The sequence below is a fragment of the Xanthomonas sp. DAR33341 genome (genome assembly GCF_003992815.1).
Lineage (GTDB): Bacteria > Pseudomonadota > Gammaproteobacteria > Xanthomonadales > Xanthomonadaceae > Xanthomonas > Xanthomonas cissicola.
Window position 1 is genome coordinate 22,654 of record NZ_QEYV01000010.1, and the last position, 26,132, is coordinate 48,785.

19 protein-coding genes and 1 other RNA gene are annotated in these 26,132 nt (G+C 63.1%); 18 read left to right on the plus strand and 2 right to left on the minus strand.

Going from position 1 to position 26,132, the window contains the following annotated elements:
- Window positions 1–16: 16 nt before the first annotated feature.
- Complete coding sequence (locus EO156_RS00595) at window positions 17–796, minus strand: uroporphyrinogen-III synthase (RefSeq protein ID WP_005930669.1); 780 nt, start codon at window positions 794–796, stop codon at window positions 17–19.
- 204 nt (window positions 797–1,000) lie between these two features.
- On the opposite strand from EO156_RS00595, the gene EO156_RS00600 reads away from it, so the two are divergent.
- From EO156_RS00600 to EO156_RS00630, 7 genes are all read left to right on the plus strand, one after another.
- Window positions 1,001–1,810: a glycosyltransferase family 25 protein gene (locus tag EO156_RS00600; RefSeq protein ID WP_003488506.1), complete on the plus strand. Its 810-nt coding sequence runs from the start codon at window positions 1,001–1,003 to the stop codon at window positions 1,808–1,810.
- Between the two features lie 324 nt (window positions 1,811–2,134).
- Entirely contained in the window at window positions 2,135–2,605 is a 471-nt protein-coding gene (locus EO156_RS00605; protein WP_017156408.1) for a YiiD C-terminal domain-containing protein, read from the plus strand.
- A gap of 28 nt (window positions 2,606–2,633) precedes the next feature.
- Window positions 2,634–3,056, plus strand: a complete 423-nt coding sequence (locus EO156_RS00610) for a hypothetical protein (RefSeq protein ID WP_003488512.1) — start codon at window positions 2,634–2,636, stop codon at window positions 3,054–3,056.
- Between the two features lie 74 nt (window positions 3,057–3,130).
- Window positions 3,131–3,565 carry a rhodanese-like domain-containing protein gene (locus EO156_RS00615; RefSeq protein WP_016849728.1) on the plus strand — a complete coding sequence of 145 codons (435 nt, stop codon included), beginning with the start codon at window positions 3,131–3,133 and terminating at the stop codon, window positions 3,563–3,565.
- A gap of 109 nt (window positions 3,566–3,674) precedes the next feature.
- Window positions 3,675–4,187 carry a protein-export chaperone SecB gene (gene secB, locus EO156_RS00620; RefSeq protein ID WP_003488515.1) on the plus strand — a complete coding sequence of 171 codons (513 nt, stop codon included), beginning with the start codon at window positions 3,675–3,677 and terminating at the stop codon, window positions 4,185–4,187.
- Window positions 4,188–4,202: 15 nt separating this feature from the next.
- Entirely contained in the window at window positions 4,203–5,228 is a 1,026-nt protein-coding gene (locus EO156_RS00625) for an NAD(P)H-dependent glycerol-3-phosphate dehydrogenase (RefSeq protein ID WP_003488517.1), read from the plus strand.
- A gap of 60 nt (window positions 5,229–5,288) precedes the next feature.
- Window positions 5,289–5,365, plus strand: a non-coding RNA gene (locus EO156_RS00630) — sX9 sRNA.
- A 317-nt stretch (window positions 5,366–5,682) separates the two neighbouring features.
- Here EO156_RS00630 and EO156_RS00635 read toward each other — a convergent pair.
- Window positions 5,683–6,279, minus strand: coding sequence for a diffusible signal factor-reguated Ax21 faimly virulence factor (locus EO156_RS00635; protein WP_003488520.1), 597 nt, complete (start codon window positions 6,277–6,279; stop codon window positions 5,683–5,685).
- A gap of 292 nt (window positions 6,280–6,571) precedes the next feature.
- On the opposite strand from EO156_RS00635, the gene EO156_RS00640 reads away from it, so the two are divergent.
- The 11 genes from EO156_RS00640 (at window position 6,572) to EO156_RS00690 (ending at window position 26,129) form a co-directional block, all read left to right on the plus strand.
- Window positions 6,572–7,129, plus strand: coding sequence for a hypothetical protein (locus EO156_RS00640; protein WP_003488521.1), 558 nt, complete (start codon window positions 6,572–6,574; stop codon window positions 7,127–7,129).
- Window positions 7,130–7,164: 35 nt separating this feature from the next.
- Window positions 7,165–7,521 carry a hypothetical protein gene (locus tag EO156_RS00645; protein WP_016849726.1) on the plus strand — a complete coding sequence of 119 codons (357 nt, stop codon included), beginning with the start codon at window positions 7,165–7,167 and terminating at the stop codon, window positions 7,519–7,521.
- Window positions 7,522–7,527: 6 nt separating this feature from the next.
- On the plus strand, window positions 7,528–8,343 hold the full coding sequence (locus EO156_RS00650) for a glycosyltransferase family 9 protein (RefSeq protein ID WP_016849725.1): 816 nt from the start codon (window positions 7,528–7,530) through the stop codon (window positions 8,341–8,343).
- A gap of 663 nt (window positions 8,344–9,006) precedes the next feature.
- Window positions 9,007–19,569 carry an RHS repeat protein gene (locus EO156_RS00655; protein WP_164735850.1) on the plus strand — a complete coding sequence of 3,521 codons (10,563 nt, stop codon included), beginning with the start codon at window positions 9,007–9,009 and terminating at the stop codon, window positions 19,567–19,569.
- Window positions 19,521–19,847 (plus strand): LysM domain-containing protein, encoded by a 327-nt coding sequence (locus EO156_RS00660; RefSeq protein WP_020372329.1) that lies wholly within the window; start codon window positions 19,521–19,523, stop codon window positions 19,845–19,847. Before EO156_RS00655 ends, EO156_RS00660 begins: the two co-directional genes overlap by 49 nt.
- A gap of 276 nt (window positions 19,848–20,123) precedes the next feature.
- A complete protein-coding gene (locus EO156_RS00665; protein WP_226689971.1) occupies window positions 20,124–21,281 on the plus strand; it encodes a tetratricopeptide repeat protein in 1,158 nt (385 codons plus the stop codon).
- A 10-nt stretch (window positions 21,282–21,291) separates the two neighbouring features.
- Entirely contained in the window at window positions 21,292–21,555 is a 264-nt protein-coding gene (locus EO156_RS00670) for a flagellar biosynthetic protein FliQ (protein WP_003488414.1), read from the plus strand.
- A gap of 2 nt (window positions 21,556–21,557) precedes the next feature.
- The gene (locus EO156_RS00675; RefSeq protein ID WP_126936729.1) at window positions 21,558–22,328 is read left to right on the plus strand and encodes a flagellar biosynthetic protein FliR; all 771 of its coding nucleotides are present in this window, start codon (window positions 21,558–21,560) and stop codon (window positions 22,326–22,328) included.
- Window positions 22,328–23,401, plus strand: a complete 1,074-nt coding sequence (locus tag EO156_RS00680; RefSeq protein WP_016849723.1) for an EscU/YscU/HrcU family type III secretion system export apparatus switch protein — start codon at window positions 22,328–22,330, stop codon at window positions 23,399–23,401. Before EO156_RS00675 ends, EO156_RS00680 begins: the two co-directional genes overlap by 1 nt.
- Complete coding sequence (locus tag EO156_RS00685; protein WP_016849722.1) at window positions 23,398–25,461, plus strand: flagellar biosynthesis protein FlhA; 2,064 nt, start codon at window positions 23,398–23,400, stop codon at window positions 25,459–25,461. Before EO156_RS00680 ends, EO156_RS00685 begins: the two co-directional genes overlap by 4 nt.
- Entirely contained in the window at window positions 25,458–26,129 is a 672-nt protein-coding gene (locus EO156_RS00690) for a flagellar hook basal-body protein (protein WP_003488405.1), read from the plus strand. Before EO156_RS00685 ends, EO156_RS00690 begins: the two co-directional genes overlap by 4 nt.
- Window positions 26,130–26,132: the final 3 nt, after the last annotated feature.

The following is a 26,132-nucleotide window of genomic DNA, read 5'->3' on the forward strand; positions in this document are numbered from 1 at the left end:
TGCTTGAGTTCGCAGTTCAGCAAGGTCGCGGTGGTGTCATGATCGCCGCCTCAGCAGCAGCGGCGAGCTGCAGCGGCAACGGGCCTTCTGCGCGCATGCCATGCGCGAAGCCGGCGGCATGTGCGGCTCCGAGCATACGATCGCTGGATGCCACGACCGGACGCTGTTGCCACGCAGCGACCAGTTCGGCAGGCAGCTGTTGCAGAACCAGCGTCAGCGCTTCGGCGCTACTGAGCGCCAGCACGCTGCGCGGCAGTGCAAGCGACAACGCCTGGATGGCCGAGGCGCGCAAGCGCAGCGGGACGCGTTGATAGACATCGGCACGCACGATGCGCGCACCGCGCTGCTGCAGCGTTGGCGCCAGCATGCCGCGTCCGCCGGGGGCGGTGATCAGCCCGACGGCCTGTAGCGGCGCCTGCAGCAACGGCAGCGCAAGCAGGCCTTCGCTGTCCATGCGCGCCGGCCGCACCACGGTGTCGATGCCGCAGGCGTGCAATGCGCGCGCAGTGCCGTCGCCCACGCTGACCCAGTGCGCCTGCGCCGGGCGCTGCAGCGGCGCCAGACGATGCGCCGCCTGCACTGCCGCCGGGCTGGTGAAAATCGCAATCGGTGCTGCCAGCGCCTGCCGCAGCGCGTCTCGCGCTTGTGCGGTGTCATGGGTCTGCAAGCGCCATGGCGACAGCGCAAGTACCCGTCCGCCATGCCGCGCAACTGCGCGCCGTAGCGGCGCATGTTCACCGCTGGGGCGCAGCGAGATCAGGGTCCAGGCAGCATCGGAATGGGCAAGGCCGGTCATGGCGTGATTATGCGAGAGCGCCGGTCACCTGCGGCGCGATGTCGCCGCATCCAGGGGTGCCAGTGCGCATCGATGACGAAGTGCCGGCCGCCGGAGCGATGTTTTTGGCACCCTGACTGGCGCCCTTCGACTCGATCCAGAACCTCTTGCAACCGCTGGGAATCCGGTCACGATCCTGGCCAACAACCGTGCTGGAGCGGCGAAGTGATCAAGTCCTACCTTATCAATATGCAGCGCAGCGGCGACCGGCTGCAGGCCATGTCGGCGCGCTTGGATGCGCTGGGCCTGCCGTTCGAGCGCATTGCTGCCGTCGATGGCGCCACGTTGACGGACGAGCAGATCGCCGACTTCGTACGCGAGCGTCCACTGGAAGGGTCGGGCGATGCCTTCAGCACCGGCCCACGCAAGTGGACAGCGTCCAACATCGGCTGCTTTCTCAGTCATCAGGCAGCGTGGCGCATTGCGGCCGATTCCGACGACGCCTACACGGCGATTTTCGAAGACGACATGCATCTGTCCGATGCGCTGCCGGCGCTATTGCGCAGCACCGATTGGCTGCCCGGCGGCAACAGCATCGTGCGGCTGGAGCCGTCCTACAACCGCATCAAGCTCGATGCCAAAGTGGCGGATGTCGCCGGGCGCCATCTGCGCCTGGTGCGGCCATCGAGGTATCAGCATTGTTGGCCGGTGTGCGCCGGCGCGCTGATCATCAGCAGGGATGCGGCGCGATTGCTGCTGGCTGCAAAGGCGCGCTGGCACACCATGGCCGATATTTTTTTGTTCGGGTGGAGCGAGTCGCCAGTGGCGCACCAGCTGTCCACCTATCAACTCTCGCCGGCTGCGTGCATCCAGGACAAGTTCTTCCATGCAGCTGCGGAAAACATCGTATTCACCAGCACGATCGATGCGCCGCCGACGCACGCACAGAAGCAGCGCAGTACGCATTGGAAAGCCAGGGCCACCGCGCTGTTGCGAGTGGCGCAGGGCTATCGCAAGGTGGTCTTTGCGCCATAGCGCGGCAAACAAACCGGCGCGCGCAGGCGTCGGTTCTGCCTGGCGGTTGCGCGGTCGTTGGCTGGCGGTTTTATGCATGGCGCGCTATCTGCAACGCCACCGGCAGGCATCGTGGCGGACATCGCTTGCTGACCGAGCGCGCGATCCGGGTTGCACCAAGGTGTCGATACGTTTGTTTCACGCAACCAGAGCGATGCCGGCCTGCACATCGCACGTGGCGATGACTGCATTCACCATGCGGTGCCGCATGTCATGCAGGTGCACAAGACGCTCGCAGAACATTGCGGCATGATGCCGCCCTTCGCCGTCTTCCAGTCTTTGCCGATGACTCCTTCGTGCACGCTCGCATCCGCCCTGCAGTCGCTGCAGCAGCAGTTCATCGCCATGCCGCCGGTCCTGTCGATGGGCATCGCTGTCGACGGCTTGCACGATGGTGCGTTGCGCCTGCGGGCACCGCTGCAGGCCAACGTCAACGACAAGGCCAATGCATTCGGCGGCAGCCTGGCCTCGCTGATGACGCTGGCCAGCTGGGGGTGGCTGACCCTGCAGCTGCAATTGGCCGGGCACCACGCCGATGTCTACGTCGCCGACAGCCAGCTGCGCTATGTCGCGCCGGTGTACGAAGACCTGGTCGCCAATGCCGAGCCGTCCGAGCTGGGGAGCTGGGAGGCCTTTCTGGCGACGTTCCGGCAGCGCGGCAAGGCGCGCATCGGCATGCGCGCGCAGATCGCGCTGGGCTCCGGTGCCGCCGCGGCCACGTTGAGCGGGCGCTTCGTGGCGTTTCCAAAACGGTAGGATGCCGGCTGGATCCGGGGGAATACGCATGCGTGCAGTCATTACAACGATCGTGCTGCTTGGGCTGGCACTGCTGAGCGGGGTGGCCAATGCCGGCAGCCGTGCCCAGGCGCGTGCGCTGGAAACCACCCAGGCCGCCTACACGGCCGCCGTGCGCTGGAACGATTTCGACGCCGCGCTGGGCTTCGTCGAGCCGGCCTATGCCCAGGCGCATCCGCTCAGCGACCTGGAACGTTCGCGCTACGAGCAGGTGCAGATTTCCGGCTACCGCGAAGTGCGCGTGGGCCAAGACCCCAACGGCGACCTGCGGCGCGAGGTCGAGTTGCGGGTGATCAACCGCAATACCCAGGCCGAACGGCTGGTGCGCAGCATCGAGATCTGGCGCTGGAATCCCGAGCAGAAGCGCTGGTGGCTGGCCAGCGGCCTGCCCGACCTGTGGAAGGGCCAGTAGCCTGCCCTTGCGCGCCGGGCGTCGCGTGCGCCAGCTGTGCGACAATTCCCGCCCGCTCGACTGACCCTGACCCCGTGAATTTCGAAGAGCTGCAGGCCTTTGTCGGCCGCAACCCCATGTTGTCGCTGGCCCTGGTGGGCCTGACCATCGCCCTGATCGTCACCGAGGTCGCGCGCCTGTTCCGCGGCTATCGCGCGCTCAAGCCGGCCGAGCTGACCCGTCTGATCAACAGCGAAAACGCGCTGGTGATCGACCTGTCGCCCACTGCCGACTTCGAAAAAGGCCACATCGCCGGCAGCCGGAACGTGGCGCTGGCCAAGTTCGACCCAGCCGGCAAGCTATTGGCCAACGCCAAGGCCTCGCCGGTGGTGGTGGTCTGCCGCAGTGGCACCGCCTCCGCCGGTGCAGCCAAGACGCTGAAGAAAGCCGGTTTCGAACAGGTGTACTGGCTCGAAGGCGGCGTGGCCGTCTGGCAGATTGCCGAGCTGCCACTGATCAAGGGCCGCTGATCGGCCTTGTGCGGCACCCGGCACGCCCCCATTGCTGGCGTGAGAGACTCGCGCTTTCACGTTCGCATCACTCAACGCTGCATCCACCGAACCGTTTCTGGAGTTAGGAATGTCCGACGAAATCCTCAACGGCGCCGCTGCGCCGGCCGACGCCGCTGCTGGTCCCGCCTTCACCATCGAAAAGATTTACGTCAAGGACGTGTCCTTCGAATCTCCGAACGCACCGGCCGTCTTCAATGACGCCAACCAGCCCGAGCTGCAGCTGAACCTCAACCAGAAGGTTCAGCGCCTCAACGACAATGCCTTCGAAGTGGTGTTGGCCGTGACCCTGACCTGCACCGCCGGTGGCAAGACGGCCTATGTGGCCGAAGTGCAGCAAGCCGGCGTGTTCGGCCTGGTCGGCCTGGACCCGCAGGCGATCGACGTGCTGCTCGGCACCCAGTGCCCGAACATCCTGTTCCCGTACGTGCGCACCCTGGTCAGCGACCTGATCCAGGCCGGCGGCTTCCCGCCGTTCTACCTGCAGCCGATCAATTTCGAAGCCCTGTATGCGGAAACCCTGCGTCAGCGTCAGAACGAAGGGACCTCGCTGGCCGATTCCGAGCCGGCTGGCAACGCCTGAGCGTTGATTGCGCCGATGAGCGATTTGACCCACAAGATCGCCGTTCTCGGCGCCGGTTCCTGGGGCACGGCCCTGGCCGCGCTGCTCGCCAGGCATGGTCACCCGACCGTGCTCTGGGGGCGCGACGCGGCGATGGTGGATACCATCGACCGCACCCACGAGAACGCGCGCTATCTGCCGGGCATTGCACTGCCCGACAGCCTGCGTGCCACCACCGACCTGCAGGCGGCGGTCGCTGACGCCACCTGGATCCTGGTGGTGGTGCCCTCGCATGCGTTCACCGAGACGATCCGGCTGATCGCACCGCTGCGCCCGCCCGGTGCCGGCGTTGCGTGGGCGACCAAAGGCTTCGAACCCGGTTCCGGGCGGTTTCTGCATGAAGTGGCGCGTGACATCCTCGGCCCCAGCGTTCCGCTGGCCGTGGTGACCGGACCTTCCTTCGCCAAGGAAGTCACGCTCGGCCTGCCGACCGCCATCACCGTGCACGGCGACGATGCGGCGTTTGCGCAAGTGGTGGCCGATGCGATGCATGGCCCCACTTTCCGCGCCTACACCGGCGACGACATGGTGGGCGCCGAGCTCGGCGGGGCGATGAAAAACGTGCTGGCGGTGGCCACCGGCGTGGCCGATGGCATGCAGCTTGGTCTCAATGCACGTGCCGGTTTGATCACACGTGGCTTGAACGAGATGCTGCGTCTGGCGGCGGTGATCGGCGCTCGTCCGGAGACCTTGATGGGCCTGGCCGGGTTGGGCGATCTGGTGCTCACCTGCACCGGCGATCTGTCGCGCAACCGTCGCCTGGGTCTGGCCTTGGGGCGCGGGCAGAGCTTGGACGAGGCGATCCGCGAGATCGGTCAGGTGGTCGAATCGGTGCAGACGGCCGATGAGGTCATGCGTCAGGCCGAACACCACGGCATCGAACTGCCGATCTCCAATGCCGTGCGTGCGGTATTGCACGGCGAAATCACCCCGGAAGCAGGCTTGAAGGAATTGCTGGCACGCGAGCGCAAGCCAGAGTACCCGCAGACCTTGTTCACCTGAGAACAGCTGACAAAACGCTGCGCTCACCACCAGGCCTGCGTGGCCGGTGCTCGGAATCTCGCGTACCACTCTTTCGTTGTGGTTCCGCGCGCACCGTCCACACCCACTGGATGATCGCTCGCTACGTTTTGTTCGCCGCTCCAAGACCGGTAGCGTTTCGGCGTCTATTGCGAAGATGCACAACACAACGCCCGGCACGACCGGGCGTTTTTGTTTGGCCGCGTGCCGCGGCGCAAGCAGGGCTTTGGCGGATCAGACGTCAGGTATGTAGGGGCGCCCAACGCGCGCATGGCCAACCCTCGTGGCGCAGGCGCATCGTTGGCGAGTTTCCCTGTGCGAAGCGATGCGTATCGCGACGTGCGTGTGCAAACCGCCAAAATAAAGAAGCCCGGTCGGGGGACCGGGCTTCCAGTGCAACGCGGGAGAGAGATCGCGTTGCAGTCAAACGTGCGGCTTACCAGCTGAAGCGCGGGCCGACCGACCATTCCTTGTTGCCGTCGCCATCCATACGGATGTCGCCGTTGATGCCCCAGTTCTGGTTCAACTTCACCTGGGCGCCAAGACGGCCGTAGAAGTTGTCGCCGATGTCGATGCCACGCTTCTTGGAGAAGTCTTCGTAGCCAGCCAGTGCATAGACTTCGAAGTGCTCGCCGAAGGCGTTACGCAGACCGGCTTCAACGCTGTAGCCGTCGAAGTTGATGTTCGGGGTGTCCAGGTCCAGCTTGCGGTAGGCAACGCGCGCAACGAAGTCGGTGCTCGTGGCGATTTCGTGGTTGAAGCCCACGCCGACCCCCCACTGCTGGAAGTCCGAGTCGGTGTTCTCGAACACGTTGTTGTTGTCGTCAGCGTTCTGCTTGGAGTAATCGCCGAACACGTGGAAGTTCGGAGCGATGGCGTAAGAGGCCTTCACGCCCCAGCCATCCGCATCGCGACCTTCGGTCGGCGTGCGCACGTAATCGCCTTCGACGAAGTTGTAGGAGAGGTTTTCAGCAGCCGAAGCCGCAAACGGCAGAGCTGCGAGAAGGCCGAGGGCCAGCAAAGAAGTCTTCATGATCGGGATACCTGTACTTATTTGATTGGACCGGCGCTGAGGCGAATGCCGTTCGCTGCCGAGATGTAAATTCTCCGTTATTCGATGGAACGCGACATGAATTTTGGACTGACCAGTTGATGAATCATCGCGCCCGGTTCAGCTGCGCTTTTTGCGGATTAGCGCGATACGCCTCGGGTGACCCCGAACTGTGATCGCCGTTATCCCTGGCGATTGTGCGACCGGTCGCTAAACTATTTGCGCTGGGAGGGGATAGACAGATGAGATGCCCACATTCCGATTGTGAGACCACATGACACAGAGCACAGACGAACTTCTTGCGAGTGCAACGCAGGCCATGCTGGATGCGAACGACGCAGAGTCGCTTGCGCTACTTGGCACGCTGCTTGAGCAAGATCCCAAGTGCGCACAAGCTCACTATCTACTGGCCGCACAGCAGGCGCAGCTTGGAGCGCTTGGTGTTGCCGAGCAGGAATTCAGAACGGCATTGCAGTTGTCACCGGGGTTTGTCATGGCGCGCTTCCAGCTCGGCCAGTTGCTCCTGGTCACCGCACGCAATAACGACGCGATTCAGATGTTGACGCCATTGTCCGAATCAATCGATGGAGCGATCAGTGTTTACGCCAGTGCCTTGATCTCGATCGCAAACGATCACACCGAGCTTGCCATTTCGCAGCTGCAGATGGGGTTGGCGCAGGCGCAGCCCGTCGCCGCACTGCAGGCAGATATGCAGCGGCTCGTGCGCACGCTGTCAGACGGTGAAGCGACAGCACAGACAAGACAGCCCGACGCTGCCGACACATTGCCCGGTGCATCGATGCTGCTGTCGAACTACAGCCGTTACAACTGAGTATGGAATTGGGCCGGCTCTCTCCGACTGCTGCCTTGATCGCGGCGATCCGTGGCGAGACAGTGCGAGGCCGGGGTCAAGTCGCGCCAGCGTCATCGACCAACCGCAAGGCCGAAGCGGCGTCAGTGGTCAAACAGGCAAAGTCGACTGCACAGCTGGAACGTCAGTTGATGGAGCTCGTTCGCGAGTTGCCCAGTGACGATTTGCCTGCAGTGCGCCGCGCTCGGCCGCTGTTGATTCGACAAGTGCTGCTTTGGGAGTTCGGCCAGGCATTCCGTGAGCATTCCGAGTGGACATCGATCATGCGGCGGATTGAGGCGCAGCTCGATGCGACCGATCCTGAGGGGCATGCCTTCGCCGGCTTGGTGCGTTCACTGCAGCGCAAGGCGTAGCGAAACGTGGGCAAGAATGCAGTTTCCAGCCTGATCCCCTCTGCCTGGTCGCCGGATGGCGTCGTGTTTCCGATGGAAGGCGCGCATACCGGCGATCTGGTGATGGCGCTTCCGGCGATTGGCGCTGCGCTCCAGCACGGCCCGGTGGCGGTAGTAGGTCTGCGGCCGAACTATTACCGCTCGCTACGACGACTGCCGATCCACTTCCGCTTCCACATCGAGGGTGGGCGTGTGCTCCGGCCGCACTGGCGCGCAAACATGCATCCCATCGATGTCTGGCTGCAAAGCCTGCAGGATGCGCGGGCGGTCAGGATGGACATCCCGACCGACGACGGACCATGGGTATCGCACCTGTTGCCGGGAGGGCCATGGGTCGTATTGAGCCCCTGGGCCGACTTTGCTCCAAAGCGGTGGGAGCCCGATCGCTGGCATGCATTTGCACAGCATGCGGCTGATAGAGGATTTCTGGTCGCGATGGTCGGCCCGCCACAGTCTCAGGCGCTGGCCGAGTACGTCGCCTGCGATACGCATCTCAACCTGGTGGGCATGGATACGCCGGAAAACTGGCCGGCGCTATTGCGGCGCGCCAGTCTGGTGGTGACGGTGGATAGCGCTCCGCTGTACTTCTGCGATGCGATGAACATCCCAGTCATTGGGTTGCACGGACGCACCCGGCTCAGCGAGGCCGGCCCCTACTGGGACAATAGCTTGTGCGTAGAAGCCGACGGGATGGCCGCGGTTTCGTTCGACGCGGTCGTGGCGTCCTTCGAGCGTTGGGCGGCGCCTGCCGGCACAGCCTCGTACGGCGGCAGGAGCGCGTAACGCCAGGCCTAAACTAATTTCTGCGACCCGGGATTGTAGGGAGGTAACGGCGGCAAAACGCCGACCACGACAATCCAGAGGAGCAGGGGCATGGTGGCAGTGTTTACGGGCAATGGACTGGGACTGTTCGATAGCTCCCTGGCTGCCCTCGGGGCGACGACCGGTGGTACCGCCTCGCTGGGTCAAGGACGTGACCGGCAATATGTCAACGTGGCTCAAGGCAATCTGGTGTTGCAGGCCGTCGACGAGCACTTGAACTTCCGTGGTCTGTCGGTCGGATTAAACCGCACCTACAACAGCCTGGGGCAGCTCTCCGACGTCGGTGCAGACGGCTGGCTGACCGGATTCGAGCGCAAGGTCAGTCTGGTCGGCACGCTCAATACCTCCGGTTCGCGCGCACGCCTGCAACAAGGCGACGGCAGCAGCACCGAGTTCCAGTACGACACGACCACACGCAAATACATGTCTACCGCCGGCGCCGGCGCGCACGACACGCTCTCCTGGGATGCCGAGTCCAAGAGCTGGACGCTGACCGAGGGCAGTACGCGCCGCCAGGAAATCTTCGCCGATCATGCCGATGCGCTCGCGCAGGGGCGGCTGCTGCGCATCATCGCCGGAACCACCGATGGAGGCGCCTCCGCAGCCTTCGATGTGGTGTACGACGTGGATGGCCGCATCGGCGCGGTTGTGCAGGCCGATGGAACCAGCGGCAGCGATGCACTCGTCTTCTCTTACGATGCACAGGGCCGTCTTGCATCGGTGGGCACGCGCCAGACGGGCGTGATCGAGCACCAGATCGCCTACGAGTACGACGCCCAGGGCCGTCTGACCGCCGTGGTAACGGATCTGACGCCGCAGGACGATAGCGACAACCTCTGGAACACAGACGACCGCGCGTCCAACGATGGCCACCTGTTCCGTACCGAGTACAGCTATGTCGATGCGACCAGCCTCAGGATTGCATCGGTACGCCAGAGCGATGGCGTAGTTACCCGTTACACCTACCAAGGCGATGGCCGTTTGGCCAGCGTCGCCTATGGCGAAGGCGCGCAAGCGCAGGCGTACACCCTGGCGTATGCCAGCGATCAGCGTCAGACCGATATCACCGATGCCGCCGGGCGTACCTGGAGCTATCGCTTCGACGTTTCCGGCCAACTGCTGGAAGTCCTCGCCCCGCCGGTGAGCGGCCAGCGCGACGTCACCAGCTACACCTATGACGCGGCAGGCAACCTGCTCTCAACCAGGCAGGCACGCGGCAGTGCCGTGCTCACTCAGGTCACTTACATCTACGATGCCAGCGGCAACCTGCTGCGCGAGACAAACAAGGCCGGCGAGGTCACCGTTCGCGCCTACTCGGCGCAGAACCAGCTGCTTTCCGAAACCCGCTATCTTGCCGGTACCACCAACTTCAGTACCGCAGAGCCCCCGGTCGCAGGTGCGCTACGCACGCGTTACGTCTACGACAGCCAGGATCGACTGCGCTATGTCGTCGATGCCGAAGGTCGCGTGAGCGCATTGGAGTACGCGAGCAGCGGCACAGGCATCGGCCAGCTGGCAAGCACGCGTAGTTTTGCCGCTGCAAGCTACGCCGGCACGACCTACACCGAAGCAGCCTTGCAGGCCTGGGCTGCGCCGTTGCTGGCAGACACCTCGCTGGTCGAATACAGCTACGACCCGAATGGGCGTCTGGCACTGACGGTTGCCTATGCGCAAGTGGACGCCAACGGTGCGGGTGTACGCGATCAAGCCACGCTCACCACACTGTCGACCTATGACGGCCAAGGCTTATTGCTGCGCAAGGCCACCGTGCGCGGCACCGTCGACGCGCCGGTGCTGAGCGAGATCGTGGATTACTCCTACGATGGCATGGGTCGCCTGCTGGGTATCGTGCACAGTCCCGGGACTGGCATTGGATCTACTGCCCCGGTAGTGCCTGTTGATCCAACGGATCCGACAGAGCCGCCCGTCGACCCGGTTACTCCGCCGCCAATGCGCACGACCACGTATCAGTACCTGGACAGCGTGGGACGCATCGCAATCGCACAGACGGCAGGGGCGACGCAGATCCAGGTGCGCGACAGCGCAGGACGAACGACGACGACAGCGTTGGAAGATCCGTCTGCCATCGGCGCCGCGCGTACGCAACGCTACATCTATGACGCCGCCGGCTTGTTGCGCGCATCCGAAGATGCCCTGGGCGGGCGCGTCTATCAGTTCTACGACGAAAAGGGCCGGCTGGCGGCGCAGGTCGATGCCACGGGTACCGTCATCGGCTACAGCTACGATGGCGCAGACCGGGTGGTCGCCACCACGACGTACGCCAATCGCGTCACGACCTCCAGTTGGCTCGTCGACGGCCAGGTGGTCCCGACGCTGGTCTCTCAGATTGGTTTGCAGCTTGATAGCGCCAACGACCGCGTTACCCGGCGCAGCTACGACGACGCTGGCCGCGTGCTCACCGAAACCAGTGCAGTGGGTTTGGTCACCCGCTACACCCACGATGGCGCGGGACGCCTGGTTACCGCCAGTATCGGGACGGGGGCCACCGCGCGGGTCACGCGCAATTTCTACGATGCTTCGGGCTTGCTGACGGCGACGTTGGATGCAGAAGGCTTTCTCGTCGAGCGAGGCTACGACAAGGCCGGGCGGCTGATCCGTACCACGGCCTACGCCACCGCAACCACGTCCACCCTGCGGGCCGCCGGCACGCTGCAGCAACTACGTCCAGCCGCCGCAGACGGGGACCAGACCACCCGTCTGTTCTACGACCGGCGTGGCAATCTGGTCGGCCAGCTCGATCCGGAAGGCTACGTCACCGAATACGTGTTCGACGAGGATGACAACAGCCGTGCCACCCTGTCGTACTACAAGCAAGTTGCTGCATCGGCGCGCGAAGGCGACTGGGCGAGCATTCGCCAGCAGCTTGCTGCGGTGACCGATGAAAGTGCCTATCGGCAGCAACGCCGTCAGTTCAATGGACTGGGTCAGCTGGAAACCGAGATTTCCACAAGTGGCCTGGTGACGCGTTACGCGTATGACGCGGCGGGCCGTCTGGCACACACTATCAGTGAAGACCGGCATCTAGACCAGTGGGGCTGGGAAGCGGTCAACACGCGGGAAGCTAACCGTTTCTACAACGCTTTCGGCGAGCTTGTCGCCGAGCTGGATGGTGTCGGCTCGGAAAAATTACTCCAGGCGCAGTCGGATCAGGAGCGTCAGGAGCTGATCGCCCGTTACGCAACGCATTATCAGTACGATGCGCTGGGTCGCATGATCCGTAGCACCAATCCAAGCGGGGTCGCCACATGGTTTGTCCATGATGCCGAAGGGCGCCTGCGCTACACCGCGCAGGGCATGTCCAGTGCGGAAGGCGTCAAGAACGCACAAGCCGAAGTCACCGAATGGCGTTACAACGCCTTTGGCGACCAGACCGAGCAGATTCGTTACGTCGGTCGTCTGCAGCTGGCGGTGCCGGACAGCCGCCAGAGCCTCCTGGATGCACTCACTACCTTATCTTTCACAGCTGCAAACGACGCGCGTCAACAGTTTACTTACAACGCAAACGGTCAGGTCATCACGGCGACCGACACACTCGGTGTACGCACGCTGCAGACTTACAACGTGTTTGGTCAACTGGAGCGGATTGAGCGCGCAGCCGGCACACCACGTGGCATTGTCACGACCTATAGCTATGATCGTCGCGGTCTGCAGCTGCAGACTGTGCAGGACGCTGGGACGCGACGGCTCAACTTGACGCAAAGCGTTCGCTACGACGCCTTTGGACGCGCCGTCAGCCAGACCGACGCACGTGGTGGCATCAGTAGCTTCGCATACGACAGTAACGGCAGACTCATCCGGACATCGCGTCAGGTAGAGGGGCGCGATGAAACTACGACCACACGCTATGACGCGTTTGCGCGTGCATTGGAAATTACCGACGCAACCGGCAACACCGTACGCTTCAGCTACGACGATGCAGCGCTGGAAGTAAAGATGACATCCGCATTGGGTGTGGTCACCCGATCGCATTACACCAAGTTTGGCGAACTGCGGCAGGTGGAGGGTACCAAGCCGGCGAATTACGACTATGACGCGAACGGGAGGCTGGTGTCCTGGAAGGATGGAGCAATCAGCAAGAATCGTGAGTATGACGATGCCGGCAGGCTCGCTTCTACCGATGAAACGGGCCCGCGCTTTGTCTATACGTACGACGACGCTGGAAGGCAGATCGCGAGCATCGAGCCGAACTGGGGCTACAACCCGGACACGGGTTCTGTCGAAATTCTGCCGAGCAGCCCTTCCACCCGTTACACATATGATGCGCTCGGGCGCCAGCTTCGCGTGGTGGATGCGAGAGGGACGATTACCGACTTCCGCTACGACCTGTCAGGCCAGCTGCTGGAATCGATCGTCGATCCGGGCGGGCTTGCAATCAAGACCACCTACGCCTGGGACGAACTCGGCCGGCAGATCTCCGTCGTCGAGGCCGCAGGCACGACCGCCGCGCGGACCACCCTTTACACCTACGACACCGCCGGCAGGCGTGTCAGAGAGGTCGTTGACCCGACCAAGCTCGCGTTGACGACAACCTATACCTACGATGCCAATAGCAATCTGGTTGCGCGTCAGGATGCCAGCGGCAGTCTGACGCGTTACATCTATGACGATGCCAATCGTCTAAGGTTCCAGATCGACGGAATCGGCGCTGTCACCGAACATCATTACGATGCGGCGGGCCGCGTCGTGGCGACGAGAACGTACGTTGAGCCAGTCGCGCTAAGCAACACCGCGCTTCAGGCAACAAGCGTACAAGTGCAGGCCTTGGTCATACGTAATGATGCGCGCGACCAGCAACAGTACGTTGTTTTCAATGCCGACGGCCAGGTGGCGCGCACGATCGACGGCACGGGTGCGACGGTGTCCTACGCTTACGATGCCAAGGGGCGCCAAGTCAAGACGACGCGGCATATATGGCCAATTGCACTCGATAACACCAAGAGACTGGCCTTCGAGCGCGGTGATTCAAGTATGGGCAGCGTCGAGTTGGAGCTTGACGTTCGCGATGCAATCGAGTGGAAAGCGTACTATGCCAGTGGGGCCATCGCAGCGACTGTGGATGGTTCCGGTGCGGTCACGGAATTTTTCTATAATCGATCCGGACTACTCTCGGGTCGTAGAGACTACTCCCAGAGAATAGATCTCGATCAGTACGCGAGCCAAGGTATCGATCAAATCGTACGCGACCGGCTCGACCGCGGTGAGTATGAGGCGGACGATACAAGTGGTGAATATACGGAGTCGACGCTCGGTCTGGCGAATGACCAGGATTATGATTATCGCGAAGTCGGCTACATCCGCGATAGTGCAGGCCGGGTCATCTACGAGCTGCAAACAATCAACGAGTATCGCCTCGGTTATCGGGATAGCGGCAAGCTATCGGTGAAGCGATATGTGTACACGGCAGCAGGCGAGCTGTCGTCAGAAACGATGTATGGGCTGGGCATCCGAGTGCCGGGCGATGGCGGCAAGCCGATTCTCGGGAATTCATGGATCGATGTCGGGCAGCGGCTGGAGAGCGAGTTGGCTGAGCTCGGCCAGAACGAAAGCAGGCAAAGCCTGATCCGTACGCGTAACTATTACTACGACGCGGCGGGCCGGCAGCGCTTCGCGATCGACGCGAGCGGGGCAGTTACAGAGCAGAAGTACGATGCGATGGGCCGGGTTGTCGACAAACGCAGCTACGGCACGCTGCTGACCAACTTACCGGCTACCCTGGCCGAGGTCGAGGCCGGGGCCTCCACCGACACGAATTACCAGGGCGGCTTGTTCCGCTACGATGGCGCTGGCCGTGTGATCTCCCAGACAGATCGTTTGGGCAAGGTCGAGTTCTTTGGTTACGACGGTGCGGGACGTGTGATTCGTCACCAGGACCGCAATGGTGCAGTCTGGAATTACACTTACGACGCTGCAGGGAATAAAACCGCGCAGTTCAGCCCAGCCGTTACGGTCGCAGCGGCCGATGCCTCGGGCGTTGTGACCAGCACGCAGCGTAGCATCGTCACGCGCTACACCTACGACGGGCAGGGCAATGTCACCTCGATGATCGAGGATGCCGACGGTGGCCGTCCTCGTGTCACCAACTACGAATACGACAGCCGTGGTAATCAGATCCGTACCATCTTTCCCGATGCCGGTCGTCTGGATGCCGCGGGTCAGCTGGTCGCATCTGGTGAGCGCGCGACCATCGAAGTCACCTATGACGCGTTCGGTAATGCGGTCATGCAGAAAGATGTGCGCGGCAGGTACAGCTACAAGGCCTACGACCCTGAAGGAAGGCTGGCCTATGACGTGGACGCCGAAGGTTATGTGACTAGTTACGGGTATAACGCGTTCGGCGAACAGTCCCGGCTGACGCGACACGTCTACAAGGCGGATATCTCCACCGATGGCCCCGCTGAGAATCCGGAAACGATCGATCGCTACCTGCAGTGGATGGACTCGACTGAAGATCGAACGGTTTATACGTTCTATGATCGTGCGGGCCGCAAGTCGAGTGTCGGTACGATGCCGCCTCTGACGGTGCCAACGTTGGCAAGAGCGTCCGACGAGATGCAAGCCACATACTGGGGCCAGGAGCCAGTCGAGCAGGACCTGGACTGGAACGCGACCTCGCGCACGACGTTCTACTACGATGCCTTTGGAAATGTGAGGAAAGAAGCGGTTCTGCTTGACCGGGATCATTGGGAAACCTATACCGATCTCGGATACGGCACGTACGCGATGACGTACCACGCGTACGACGCCAATGGTCGCGAAATCCGGCGGACCGATCCGGAGGGCTATGTCACCACCTACGAATACACAGCCACCGGCCAACTTTCCAAACAGACTGAATATGCTAACCCGCTCCTCGAAGGTGACGCGGAAAATTTGCCTGGTATTCCCCCATCCGAACGCGACCGCAGCACCACGTATGCGTACGACGCCTTGGGACGCAAGATATCGGAAACAGTGACCCGTCGTGCCCAGGACAAATTCGGTAACGAAAGTGTTGGCCCTCTGGTCAATACCTATGCCTACGACAGCGAGGGTCGCCTCACGCAGTCGCGCATCAAGGACCAGATCGTCAATATGGCCTACGACGCGCTAGGTCGAATGGTGTTGACGCGGGAGGCGACGCGCGGCGCTGTCAGTGCCGCTGCGCCCGGATTGCTGGCGGGCGGGGGAGTTTCCGGAATCGACGATACGAAGCTGTACCAGGACGTGCTTCCGACCACGACGATGCGCTACGACGCATTCGGCAACCTGGTCGAGCAATCCAATGGTGCCGAGGGCGCGGGTTGGGTCACCCAGACGTTCCGTTACGACTGGCAGGGACGCAATGTCTGGCAGCGCGATGTGCTGGGCAATGAGTTGACGCGAACGTTCGATGCCGCCGACCGTGTGTTGGAAGAACGGCGCAAGGTCAGCTATGCGACGTTCTCGCAATCTGAGAGCGGCAGGTTCAATTACACCTGGAAAGCGGCGGCCGAGTTGGGCGACTGGGCGTGGCTCAGTACGCGTTATAGCTACGACAACATCGGGCGCCAGCTCGGCAAGCAGTCGTTCCGCGAGAGCTTCGCCAGTAACCAGAGTTTGGGCGAGGTCGTCGAGGCCAGTGAGCGCGTGGAGTACAACGCGTTCGGCGAGATTGCTGTCAAGGACATGCATACCGCCGGTGCGGAAGTGGACCAGACGATCCGCTATCAGTATGACGATCGTGGGAATGTCGTTTGGACCAATGCCGACGGCGTGGAGCGACGCTTTACGTACGACGCTGGCAACCGTCAGATCTCCGAGTCGCATCAGGTTGGTGGCTCCAACGGTGAGTCCTGGAATGGCTGGTATGTACAGAATTCGCTTGAGCTCGATCTTCTTGGCCGAGTGGTCAGGCGCACGCGTATGGCGTCCGGCCAGGAGGGCAATGCTGCTGATGCGGTGACGCAGCACGCGTACGACCGCTGGGGCAACCAGACCTGGGTAAGCGATGCCAGGGGCAATGAAACCGAGTTCGCCTACAACGATGCCAACCAGCTGATCTCCCAGACGGCACCACAAGTCAAAGTGGTCTCGGCAGCCGGTGTCACGACCTATGAGCGGCCAGTGCTGCGCTGGTTCTACGACGCCATGGGGCAGCTTGTTGGAACGCGCGATGCAAACGGCAATGGCCGCCGTTACACCTATGACATCCGCGGCCGGATGACGAGCGAGGAAGACGCCACCGGTGGCATCAAGCGCTACCGCTACGACGCGCTTGGTCGTCAGACGCTCTCGTCCGACGCGGACGGCACCATGACCTTCAAGCAGGTAGATGCGGCGGGACGCGTGGTCTCGGTGTGGGCCGACAATGGCAATAAAGCCGATGGCAGTCGCAGCTGGCAGGAAGTGGAGCGCTATGTGCTGGACCAGGACGGCAATCGCCTGGTCAGCATCGACAGCAATGGCAAAGTGACCAAGGCCTCCTACGACAGCCAGGGTCGGATGATCCGTTCGGAGAGTGCCGCCGGCGTGGTCATGGAATACGCCTATGACTTACGCGGCAACAAGATCCTGGAGCGCAATGCCTTGGCGGGTGCGCGCCACGCCACTGCAGTGGAAGGGCGCGACTGGAAGATCGATCGCGATGGCCAGCAGGTCTTCTTCGACGAAAAGACCTGGGCCTACGACGCCTTCAACCGGGTCATCGACCACAACGACCTGAGTGGTCTGGATTACGACTACACCTATGGCGGGAACTCGGGCCAGCTGCTCTCTGTCTCCATCAGCGATCGGTCAGGAGGAGATTTCTTCAGGGCACCAGAAAGCGCTACGCAGATGAAGCAAGAGCCCGGCGAGCCGGGTGATCCCGGCGATGCAGAGCCACCAGCGCCAAGCTATGTCGAAAGTCAGCGGAATTATTACTACAACGCCGACGGTTTGGTCACGCGGATCGAAGAGCCGAGCGCTTCGCGTGATCCGTCGACCTGGGCGCCGCGGACCAACACCACCCGCTACGAATACGACGCCAACGGCAACCGCACGCTGGAAGAAACCACCAGCTACGACGCCAACAACCAGTTGTTGCACATCTCCACGCGCACCAGCTACGACGCGCACAACCGCATCGAGCGGGTGACCCAGGACGACCTGGTGGCGCAGCGCCGTCTGCTGGATGTGCGCTATTCCTACGATGCGGTGGGCAATCGCCGGCTGGTGGAGATGGGGAGTGCGTTCAATCCCGCAGGCGAGCAGCCGTCCAATGCGAGCTTCGAGGACGGCAACCGCGGCTGGACGTCGGGCGAAGGCTGGGTCATCAGTCAGCGCGGCGCTGGCGGCGCTGCGAACACCGGTACCTGGGGTGCCGAGTTCAAGGGCTCCAACAAGGGGCCGCAGAGCATCACCAACAACAAGCGGGTTTCCGTCGTTCCGGGTCAGACCATGACCGCCAGCGCGATGGTCCAGCAGGGCGCCTCCGCTGCGGGTGCTGCGTCGGCGCGCGTGCTGGTGATCTGGTACGACGCTGCGGGCAATATGCTGCCAGGCGGTGAGGGTAAGTCGTGGAGTGGCGGCAACCTAGTCACCAGCGGGAGTGATGGCAACTGGGGCAAGTCCGAGCTGACCACGACCGTGCCACCGGGTGCAGTCTCCATGTCCATTGGCGGCAGCGCCAACAAGCGCGTCAATTCCAACTCGCTGTGGATGGACGACTTCCAATGGACAATCGGCCCGGCCCCCAACCCGGCACCGCTCAATGCCGGCATGGAGCAGGGCAGCACCAATTGGGACCTGGGCGAAGGCTGGACGATCGGTCGGGAAGGCCCGAACGGCGATGCCTACACCGGCACCTTCAGCGCCCAGTTCAACGGTTCCAACAGCGGCCCCAAGAGCATCACCAACCAGGAGCGCGTGCCGGTTGTGCCGGGCAAGAGCGTCACGGCCAGCGTGATGGTGCAGCAGGGTGCCTCCAGCGCCGGCGATGCTTCCGCGCAGGTGCTGATCGTGTGGTACGACGCCGACGGCAACATGCTGCCCGGTGGCCTGGGTTCGTCGTGGTCGTCGGGCAATGTGGTGGACAGCGGCTCCGGCGGTGCCTGGCACAAATCCTCGGTCACCGCCACGGTCCCGCCGGGTGCGGCCTTCATGACCATCGGCGCCAGCGCGCTCAAGCGCGCCGGCGGCGATCCGTTGTGGGTGGACGACTTCCAGTGGACCTATACCCCGGTCGAACCGGGCATCAAGGAGCTGCCAGTCGACAAGGCGTACTGGTTCGACTACGACAAGGAAAACCGCGCCACGGTCAGCAATGGCGTGCTGCAGGCCGGCAAGATCGTCATCGCCAACGACGACACCAGCTCGCTGCAGAGCTACGACAAGGATGGCAACGTCGCCTTGCGCCAGTCCTACGACAACGGGGTGCTCAAGCGCCAGCAGTTGTTCTACGACGACCAGGGCCGTGTGGTGCGCATCGTGCAGACCTTGCCCGATGGCGTCACCCGCCTGCTGGAGACCAGCCGCTACGACGGCGCCGGGCGTCTGCTGGAGCGTCGCCAGTACGCCGACGACGGCGCGGCCAAGCGCATCGATGTCAGCAGCTACGACGCCGATGGCCGGCTGATCAGCCAGACCGCCTACGGCATCCCGATGGGCGGGGTGTATCAGCCGGTGGACGAAGAAGGCAACCCGCTGCCGATGCCCGACGACGGGCTGGAAGGGCTGCAGCTGCTCAGCGTGGTCAACTACCAGGACGGCACCGCCGCCACCGGTTACGACGCGGCCGGCCGCCTGCGCGGCTACCGCTACTCACTGGTGCGCAACGAGCAAGGCAGTGGCATGACCACGCCGGAGGGCTACACCCACACCTACCGCTACACCTACCAGGGCGCCGAGACCTACCTCACCCAACAGGTGGTGGGCACCAGCACGCACAAGGACTTCAAGACCAGCAACAGCACCAGCACCTTCGATGCCTGGGGCAAGCTGCTGTCGGTGCGCGAGAACACGCCGGGTGGCAAGGTCGACGACCGGCTGCGGTATTTCACGATGGACGCGGAGGGCAACATCCTGCGCCGCACCGAGGGCACCTTCAAGAACGGGGTGTTCGAGCAGGACGATGCCGCGCGCCTGCGCACCGAGCATATGCGTTTGCCAACGGGCAATACGTGGCCGCCGGCCGTTTCGACGGCAAGACCGAAGTGCTGGGGCAGATGAACGCCTATGCCAGTACCGACGTCGGTACCTACAAGGTGACGGTGCAGGCCGGCGACACGCTGCGCGGGCTGGCGCAGCGCCTCTACGGCAACAGCAACCTGTGGTACGTGCTGGCCGAAGCCAACGCCATCGACGACGACAGCGGCCTGGTGGCCGGTGCGACGTTGAACGTGCCCGACGTCAAGGCCAATACCAACGACGCCACGACGTTCAAGCCGTTCAATGCCAGTGAGGTAGGGGCCCATTGCGCTGTTCCACATCAGCCGGAAGCGACCTGAACAATAGGTCTAGCCTTTAGAAATGTCGCAGTAGCCTCGGAAAAATCTTTCGCGGACACGTGTGGCATCGCTTGACATGCCTCCCGGGGGAGGCCGTAAAGTTCACACCGTCATCACAGGGGGATGCGGCGAGCTCGCTTCGGGGGATAGTGACTATCAGGATCGATAGCCACGCACGAGCGCTGCACCGACGGGTCCAGAACGTACCAAGGTTTCACCCATCGTTCTCTAGGCCACCTGGCCTGGCATGGTGGTTTGCGTCTCATGGATGTGGCGATGCCGTCTGTCGATAAACTTGATGCCTATTGGACGCAAGATCCCGCCAATCCGGAACTCGCCTGCCAGCTGATCGATGCCCTGATCGAAACCGGTCAGTCCGCGCGCGCAGAGGCGGTAATCGCTGCGTTGCCGACCGAAACGGTGCTGCTTGCAGGCGTGCAGTTCCGTGCTGCGCGACTGGATCTGCTGGCTGGCCGCTATGCGGAGGCCCAAGCACGCCTGCAGCCGCTGGCCGAACGCCATGCCGCGCCTGCCCTGGACCATGACATCGCCTTTGCGCAGCTGTGCCAGCAGAATCTGGACGGTGCTGCCGCCACGTTGGAAAAGGCACGTGCGCGCCATGGCGACAGCGCGGAGTTCGCTTTGCTGTCCGCACGTATCGCCCTGATGCGTACCGATTACGCAGCCGCCGACGAGGCACTGGCGGCGGCACTGGCGTTTACGCCCCAGCATCCAACCGCATTGGGGTTGAGTGCGCTGTGTGCGCTGGATGTAGGCGATACAACACGCGCCGTAGAGCAGGCACATCGCTGCCTTGCGCTGTTTCCGGATCAGCACGAAGCGTTGCTGACCGCCGGTGCGCTGGCGCTATACGCGCAAGACGGCGCAGCGGCTGCGATGCATTTTGAGCGGGCGCTGGAGCGCTTTCCGATGTCCGGCCGTGCGCTGTCCGGTCTGGGGCAGGCGCAGATGCTGCAGGGCGCCTTGGCACCGGCCAAGGTATTGCTGACGCAGGCAACGCAGGCCATGCCGGACCACATCGGCACCTGGCATGCATTGGGTTGGCTGCATCTGCTCGATGGCGAGCGGTTGGCTGCCGATGCCTGCTACCGGCGCGCTTACGCGCTGGATCGCAACTTCGCCGAATCGCACGGTGGCCTGGCAGTGGTGGCCTTGCTGGATGGGCAGCGCGAAGAAGGCGAGGCGCATCTGCGGCGTGCACTGAAGCTCGATCCCAACAGTATCAGTGGTCGCTACGCACAGTCGCTGTCGCTTGCCGACCACGGCGAGCAGGCGCAGTCGGAAGCTGTCTTTGCAGCCTTGATGCGCGAGGGCGCACTTGCGGGTGCGCATGCGCTTGGCACGCACACGCCGGCGGAGATGGCGCGACGCCTGCGTGCGCGGCTGTCGTCCAACACCGCAGCAGCGCATTGAAGGCCCGCTTGTGGACGCCGATACCGCCATGCATCTGCTGGCAGAGACCTTGCTCGCCTCGGCCAAGATCTCGGCACCGATCCTGCTGATCACCTTGGTGGTCGGGCTGGTGATCTCGGTGCTGCAGGTCGTCACCCAGATCCAGGAAATGACGCTGACCTTCATCCCCAAGCTGATCGCAGTGGGCGCGGTGATCATGGTGCTGGGAAGCTGGATGCTCTTGACCGCCGTGGAGCTGGCCAAGCGCATGTTCGACTTTGCGGCCGGGCTTTGACGATGGAGGCACTGACCGGTCTGGCTCTGTTGTTTGGCTACGCATCGCTGCGCTACCTGCCGGTGATGGTGTTGCCCGGGCTGTCGCCGCTGGCATGGGCGCCGATGTTGGTGCGCATCGCCAAGATGCTGGCGTTCGCATGGTTGACGCTGCTGTCGCTGCCCGATGGCTACGTCTCTCCGACGATCGGGCAACCGATGGCGCTGCTGGTGGCCGCGCTTGGCGAGCTGATGATCGGCGGAATCTTCGGTCTGGCCTTCATGCTTCCCAATGCCGCGTTGCACACCAGCGGCTGGCTGTTGGACATGCAGGCAGGTCTGGGCGCTGGCGCCCTGCTCAACCCGGCAAGCGCCGACACGCAGGAATCGCTGCTGGGCCACGGGCTGATGCTGGCGGCCACCGTGCTGTTCTTCTCGCTGGATCTGCACGTGCTGCTGTTCAAGGGTCTGGTTGCGAGCACCACAGTGCTGCCGCTCGGACGTATGAGCCGGCCGATCGATGCGGAGGCGTTCTTCGCATTGCTTGGAGGCAGCTTTGTCGGCGCGCTGATGGTGGTGATGCCGGTGGTCCTGGGACTGTTCTTCGTCGATGTCGCGGTGGGCTATGCGTCGCGTTCGATGCCGCAGGCCAACGTGTACTTTCTGGCGCTGCCACTCAAGGTTGCCGTTGCGCTGGGCCTGCTGGCATTGACGTTGGCCTATGCGCCGGGCCTGATCGGCCGGCTGTTCGGCACTGCGTTGAATCAGGCACCGCAGATGTTGGGAGCACCCTGATGGCCGACGCCGACCAGGACAAGACCGAGCAGCCGACCCAATCCCGGTTGGAAGAAGCGCGCCGCAAAGGCGAAGTCGCCAAGAGTCCGGACCTGACCGCCGTCCTGATGCTGGGGATTTTTGTGGTGGTCACTATGTTGACCGGGCGCGACATTGCGGTGGCGCTTGCCGACGCCACGCGCAACACCATGCAGCTGGCAGGAGTGCAACCACGCATCGGCACGGATCTGGTGGCCTGGTTGATCGAGACCTACAGCGGCCTGCTGCAGGCGATGACCCCGCTGATCCTGGCGTTGCTGGTGGTTGCGGTGCTGGCCAACCTCGGCCAGACCGGGCCGATCTTCAGCACGCATGCGCTTGCACCAAGCCTGCAACGCATGCATCCCATGAATGCGATCAAGCGGCTGCTGTCGATGCGCGGTCTTTGGGAGCTGGGCAAGTTGATCCTCAAACTGTGCCTGCTAGGGCTACTTGCCTACAGCGCGGCAGGCCGCGCAGCGGATTTCGTCGGCAAGATCGCGCTGTCGCCACCGGCGCTGCTGATCGAGCAACTACGTTCGGGCTTCTGGACGACATCGGTCTATGTCTTGCTGGCGCTGCTGGTGGTTGCGGTGGCGGACCTGGCATTCATGCGCAAGGACCATGGCAAGAAGATGCGCATGAGCCGGCGCGAAGTCCGCGACGACGCCAAGCGGCGCGATGGCGACCCGGAAGTGAAATCCAAGCAGCGCCGTCAGATCCGTGAGTTGCTCAAGACGGTGCGCTCGCTGCCGCGTGTGGCCGATGCCGATGTCATCCTGACCAATCCCACCCACTATGCCGTGGCCGTGCAGTACCGGCCGCGCAGCATGCGTGCGCCGATCGTGCTGAGCAAGGGGCGCGGTTTGCTGGCGGCTCGCGTGCGACGTGCCGCGCAGCGTGCCGGCGTGCCGGTGGTCCGTATGCCGGCGTTGGCGCGTGCGCTGTATCGCGACTGCGCGATCGACGCACCGGTGCCGGAAGATCTGTTCGACGCCTTGGCACCGGTCTATCGCACGCTCTACGCCAGTCGACCTGCCGGGTTCGCCGCATGAAAGGGATTCTTGCGGCATTCCTGCAGGACAAGCGCGACCTGGCCTTGGTAGGGCTGGTCGTCGGCATCTTGATGGTGCTGTTCGTACCGGTGCCATCGGCGCTGCTGGATCTGCTGCTGATCATCAATATCAGCCTGGCGCTGCTGATACTGCTGGTGACGTTCTTTACCGAATCGCCGCTGAACTTTTCGACCTTTCCGACCCTGTTGCTGATCGCGACGATGTTTCGGCTGGCGTTGAACGTGTCGGCAACCCGCCTGATCCTGGATGGCGCCGATGCAGGCCGGGTGATCGGTGCGATCGGTACGTTTGTGATTCGCGGCAATTACGTGGTCGGTATCGTGGTATTCCTGATTCTGGTGGTGGTGCAGTACGTGGTCGTTACCACCGGCGCGCAACGTGTGGCCGAAGTGGCTGCGCGTTTCACGCTGGACAGCATGCCCGGCAAGCAGATGAGTATCGATGCCGACATGAACATGGGGTTGATCGACGAGCACGAGGCACGTCGGCGGCGCAAGCAGATCGAGAAGGAAGCCAACTTCTACGGTGCGATGGACGGTGCCACCAAGTTCGTCAAGGGCGATGCGATCGCCGGCATCGTCATCGTGTTGATCAACATCATCGGTGGTCTGGCGATCGGCATCGCGCAGATGGGCATGCCGTGGACCGAGGCGGTGCAACGTTTTACGTTGCTGACCGTCGGCGACGGCATCGTGACCCAGATTCCATCGTTGGTGATCGCTGTGGCGACCGGCATCATCATTACCCGCGCTGCAGCGGATGCGCGCCTGGGCGCGGAGATTCCGCGCCAGATTCTGTCCAATCCACGTGCGCTTGCAGTGGTTGCGGCCGCGCTCTTGCTGATGCTGACGTTGCCCGGCTTTCCCAAGCTGCCGGTGATCGCCGCGTTGATTGGGGTCGCGGTCTTGATCCGCTACAGCCTGATCAAACGCTATCCCGACGATGACGTGGGTGTTGAAGATGCATCGCAAGGTCCGACTGCGCAGGAAGAACTGCAGCAGGCCATGCGGGTGGAACCTATCGAAATACGCATGGGTGCCGCATTGCATGATCTGCTGCTTGGTCCGGCTGGCGACTTCGCGCTACGCATTGTGAATCTGCGCAAGCAGGTCGCCGGCGAGCTTGGATTTGTGATCCCGAAGGTACAAAGCACCTTGCGTGCGGAACTGGAGCGCAACCAGTACGAGCTGCTGGTGGAGGGTAACCGTGTCGGCCAGGGGGAGATTTATCCGGATCGCTTGCTGGCGATCAATCCAGGCGGCACGCGCGTCAAGTTGGAAGGGTTGGAAACACGCGATCCCGCATACGGTCTGCCTGCGCAGTGGATCGCACCGGAGGCGCGTCAGGCGGCTCGTGCAGGCGGCTACACGCTGGTCGAGCCCGACACGGTGCTGGTTACGCATCTCAACGAGTTGGTCAAGCGGCATGGCCCGGACCTGCTCAGTCGCAGCGAGACCGAACGCCTGCTGTCGCGCCTGGACGAGCATCGCGCGCCGCTGGTGGCCGAGTTGGTTCCCAATGTGCTGACGTATTCCGACGTGCAGAAGACGCTGCAGCTGTTGTTGCGCGAGCAGGTGAGCATCCGCAACCTGGAAGCCATCGTCGAAGTACTGCTCGATGCCGGGCGCAACCAGAAGCAGCCCGACGAGCTGGCCGAGCGGGTACGTGAGCGCCTGGGTGCGACCATTTGCCAGCGCTTCCAGGATGCACGCGGCGAGCTGCATGTGTTGACGCTGGAGCCGGGAATCGAACGGACGTTGATGGGCCAGCAGCGCAGCGGCGAGGGCCGCAGCGCGTTATTCACCGACATGGCGCAACTCGATGGTTTCATTCGCCAACTTGCCAAACAGGCAGAAGCGATGATGGGACAGAACCGCCTGCCGGTGCTGTTGTGCCCTTCGCCGCTGCGCAGGCCGCTACGTGCCTTGATTCAACGCTCACTGCCGCATGTTGCCGTGCTGGCGCTCAATGAGATCCCTTCCACTGCTCCGGTCCGCTCGTTCGCGGCAGTGGGCACACCCTTGCAGGTTGCAGCATGAGCGACACCATCCAGGCAATCAGCCGAAGTTTGAATGCGGATATCGACGCCTTGACCGCGGTCAGCCAGAACGTGGCCAACCTCAACACGCCCGGTTACCAGAGCGTACGCGCCCGTGGTGATTTTTCCGCAGCCAGCGGGACGACGGCGATGAGCGTGCAGCGGGGCGATGGCGCCTTGCGTGAAACCGGGCGCGGGCTGGATCTTGCGCTGCGCGGCAATGGCTTCTTCGTGACGCAGCAGGACGGCCAGCAGCGGTTGCTGCGCATGGGCAGTTTCGTGCGGGGCGCCGATGGCAGCTTGCAGACCCGCGAAGGAGCCGCGGTACTGACCGATGCCGGCATGCTGACCCTGCCGCAGTCCGACATACGTGTCGACGAACAGGGCGGCATCTGGGATGGCGAAGCGCTGCTGGCGCATCTGCGCATCGTCGATGTGGCCGAGCCGGGCCGCCTGATTCCCAGCGACGGCGGCTACCGCTATGACGGCGTGACCGCACCATGGAACGGCACCGTCCAACAGGGCAGCGTCGAACAATCCAACGTCGATGCGGCGGCCGAAACACTGCAGCTCATCGAACTCTCGCGCCACGCCGAATCGGTACAGCGCGTGATTTCCCTCTACGACCGAGCGATGGATACGGGTATCAACCGTATTGGCGACAACTGATAG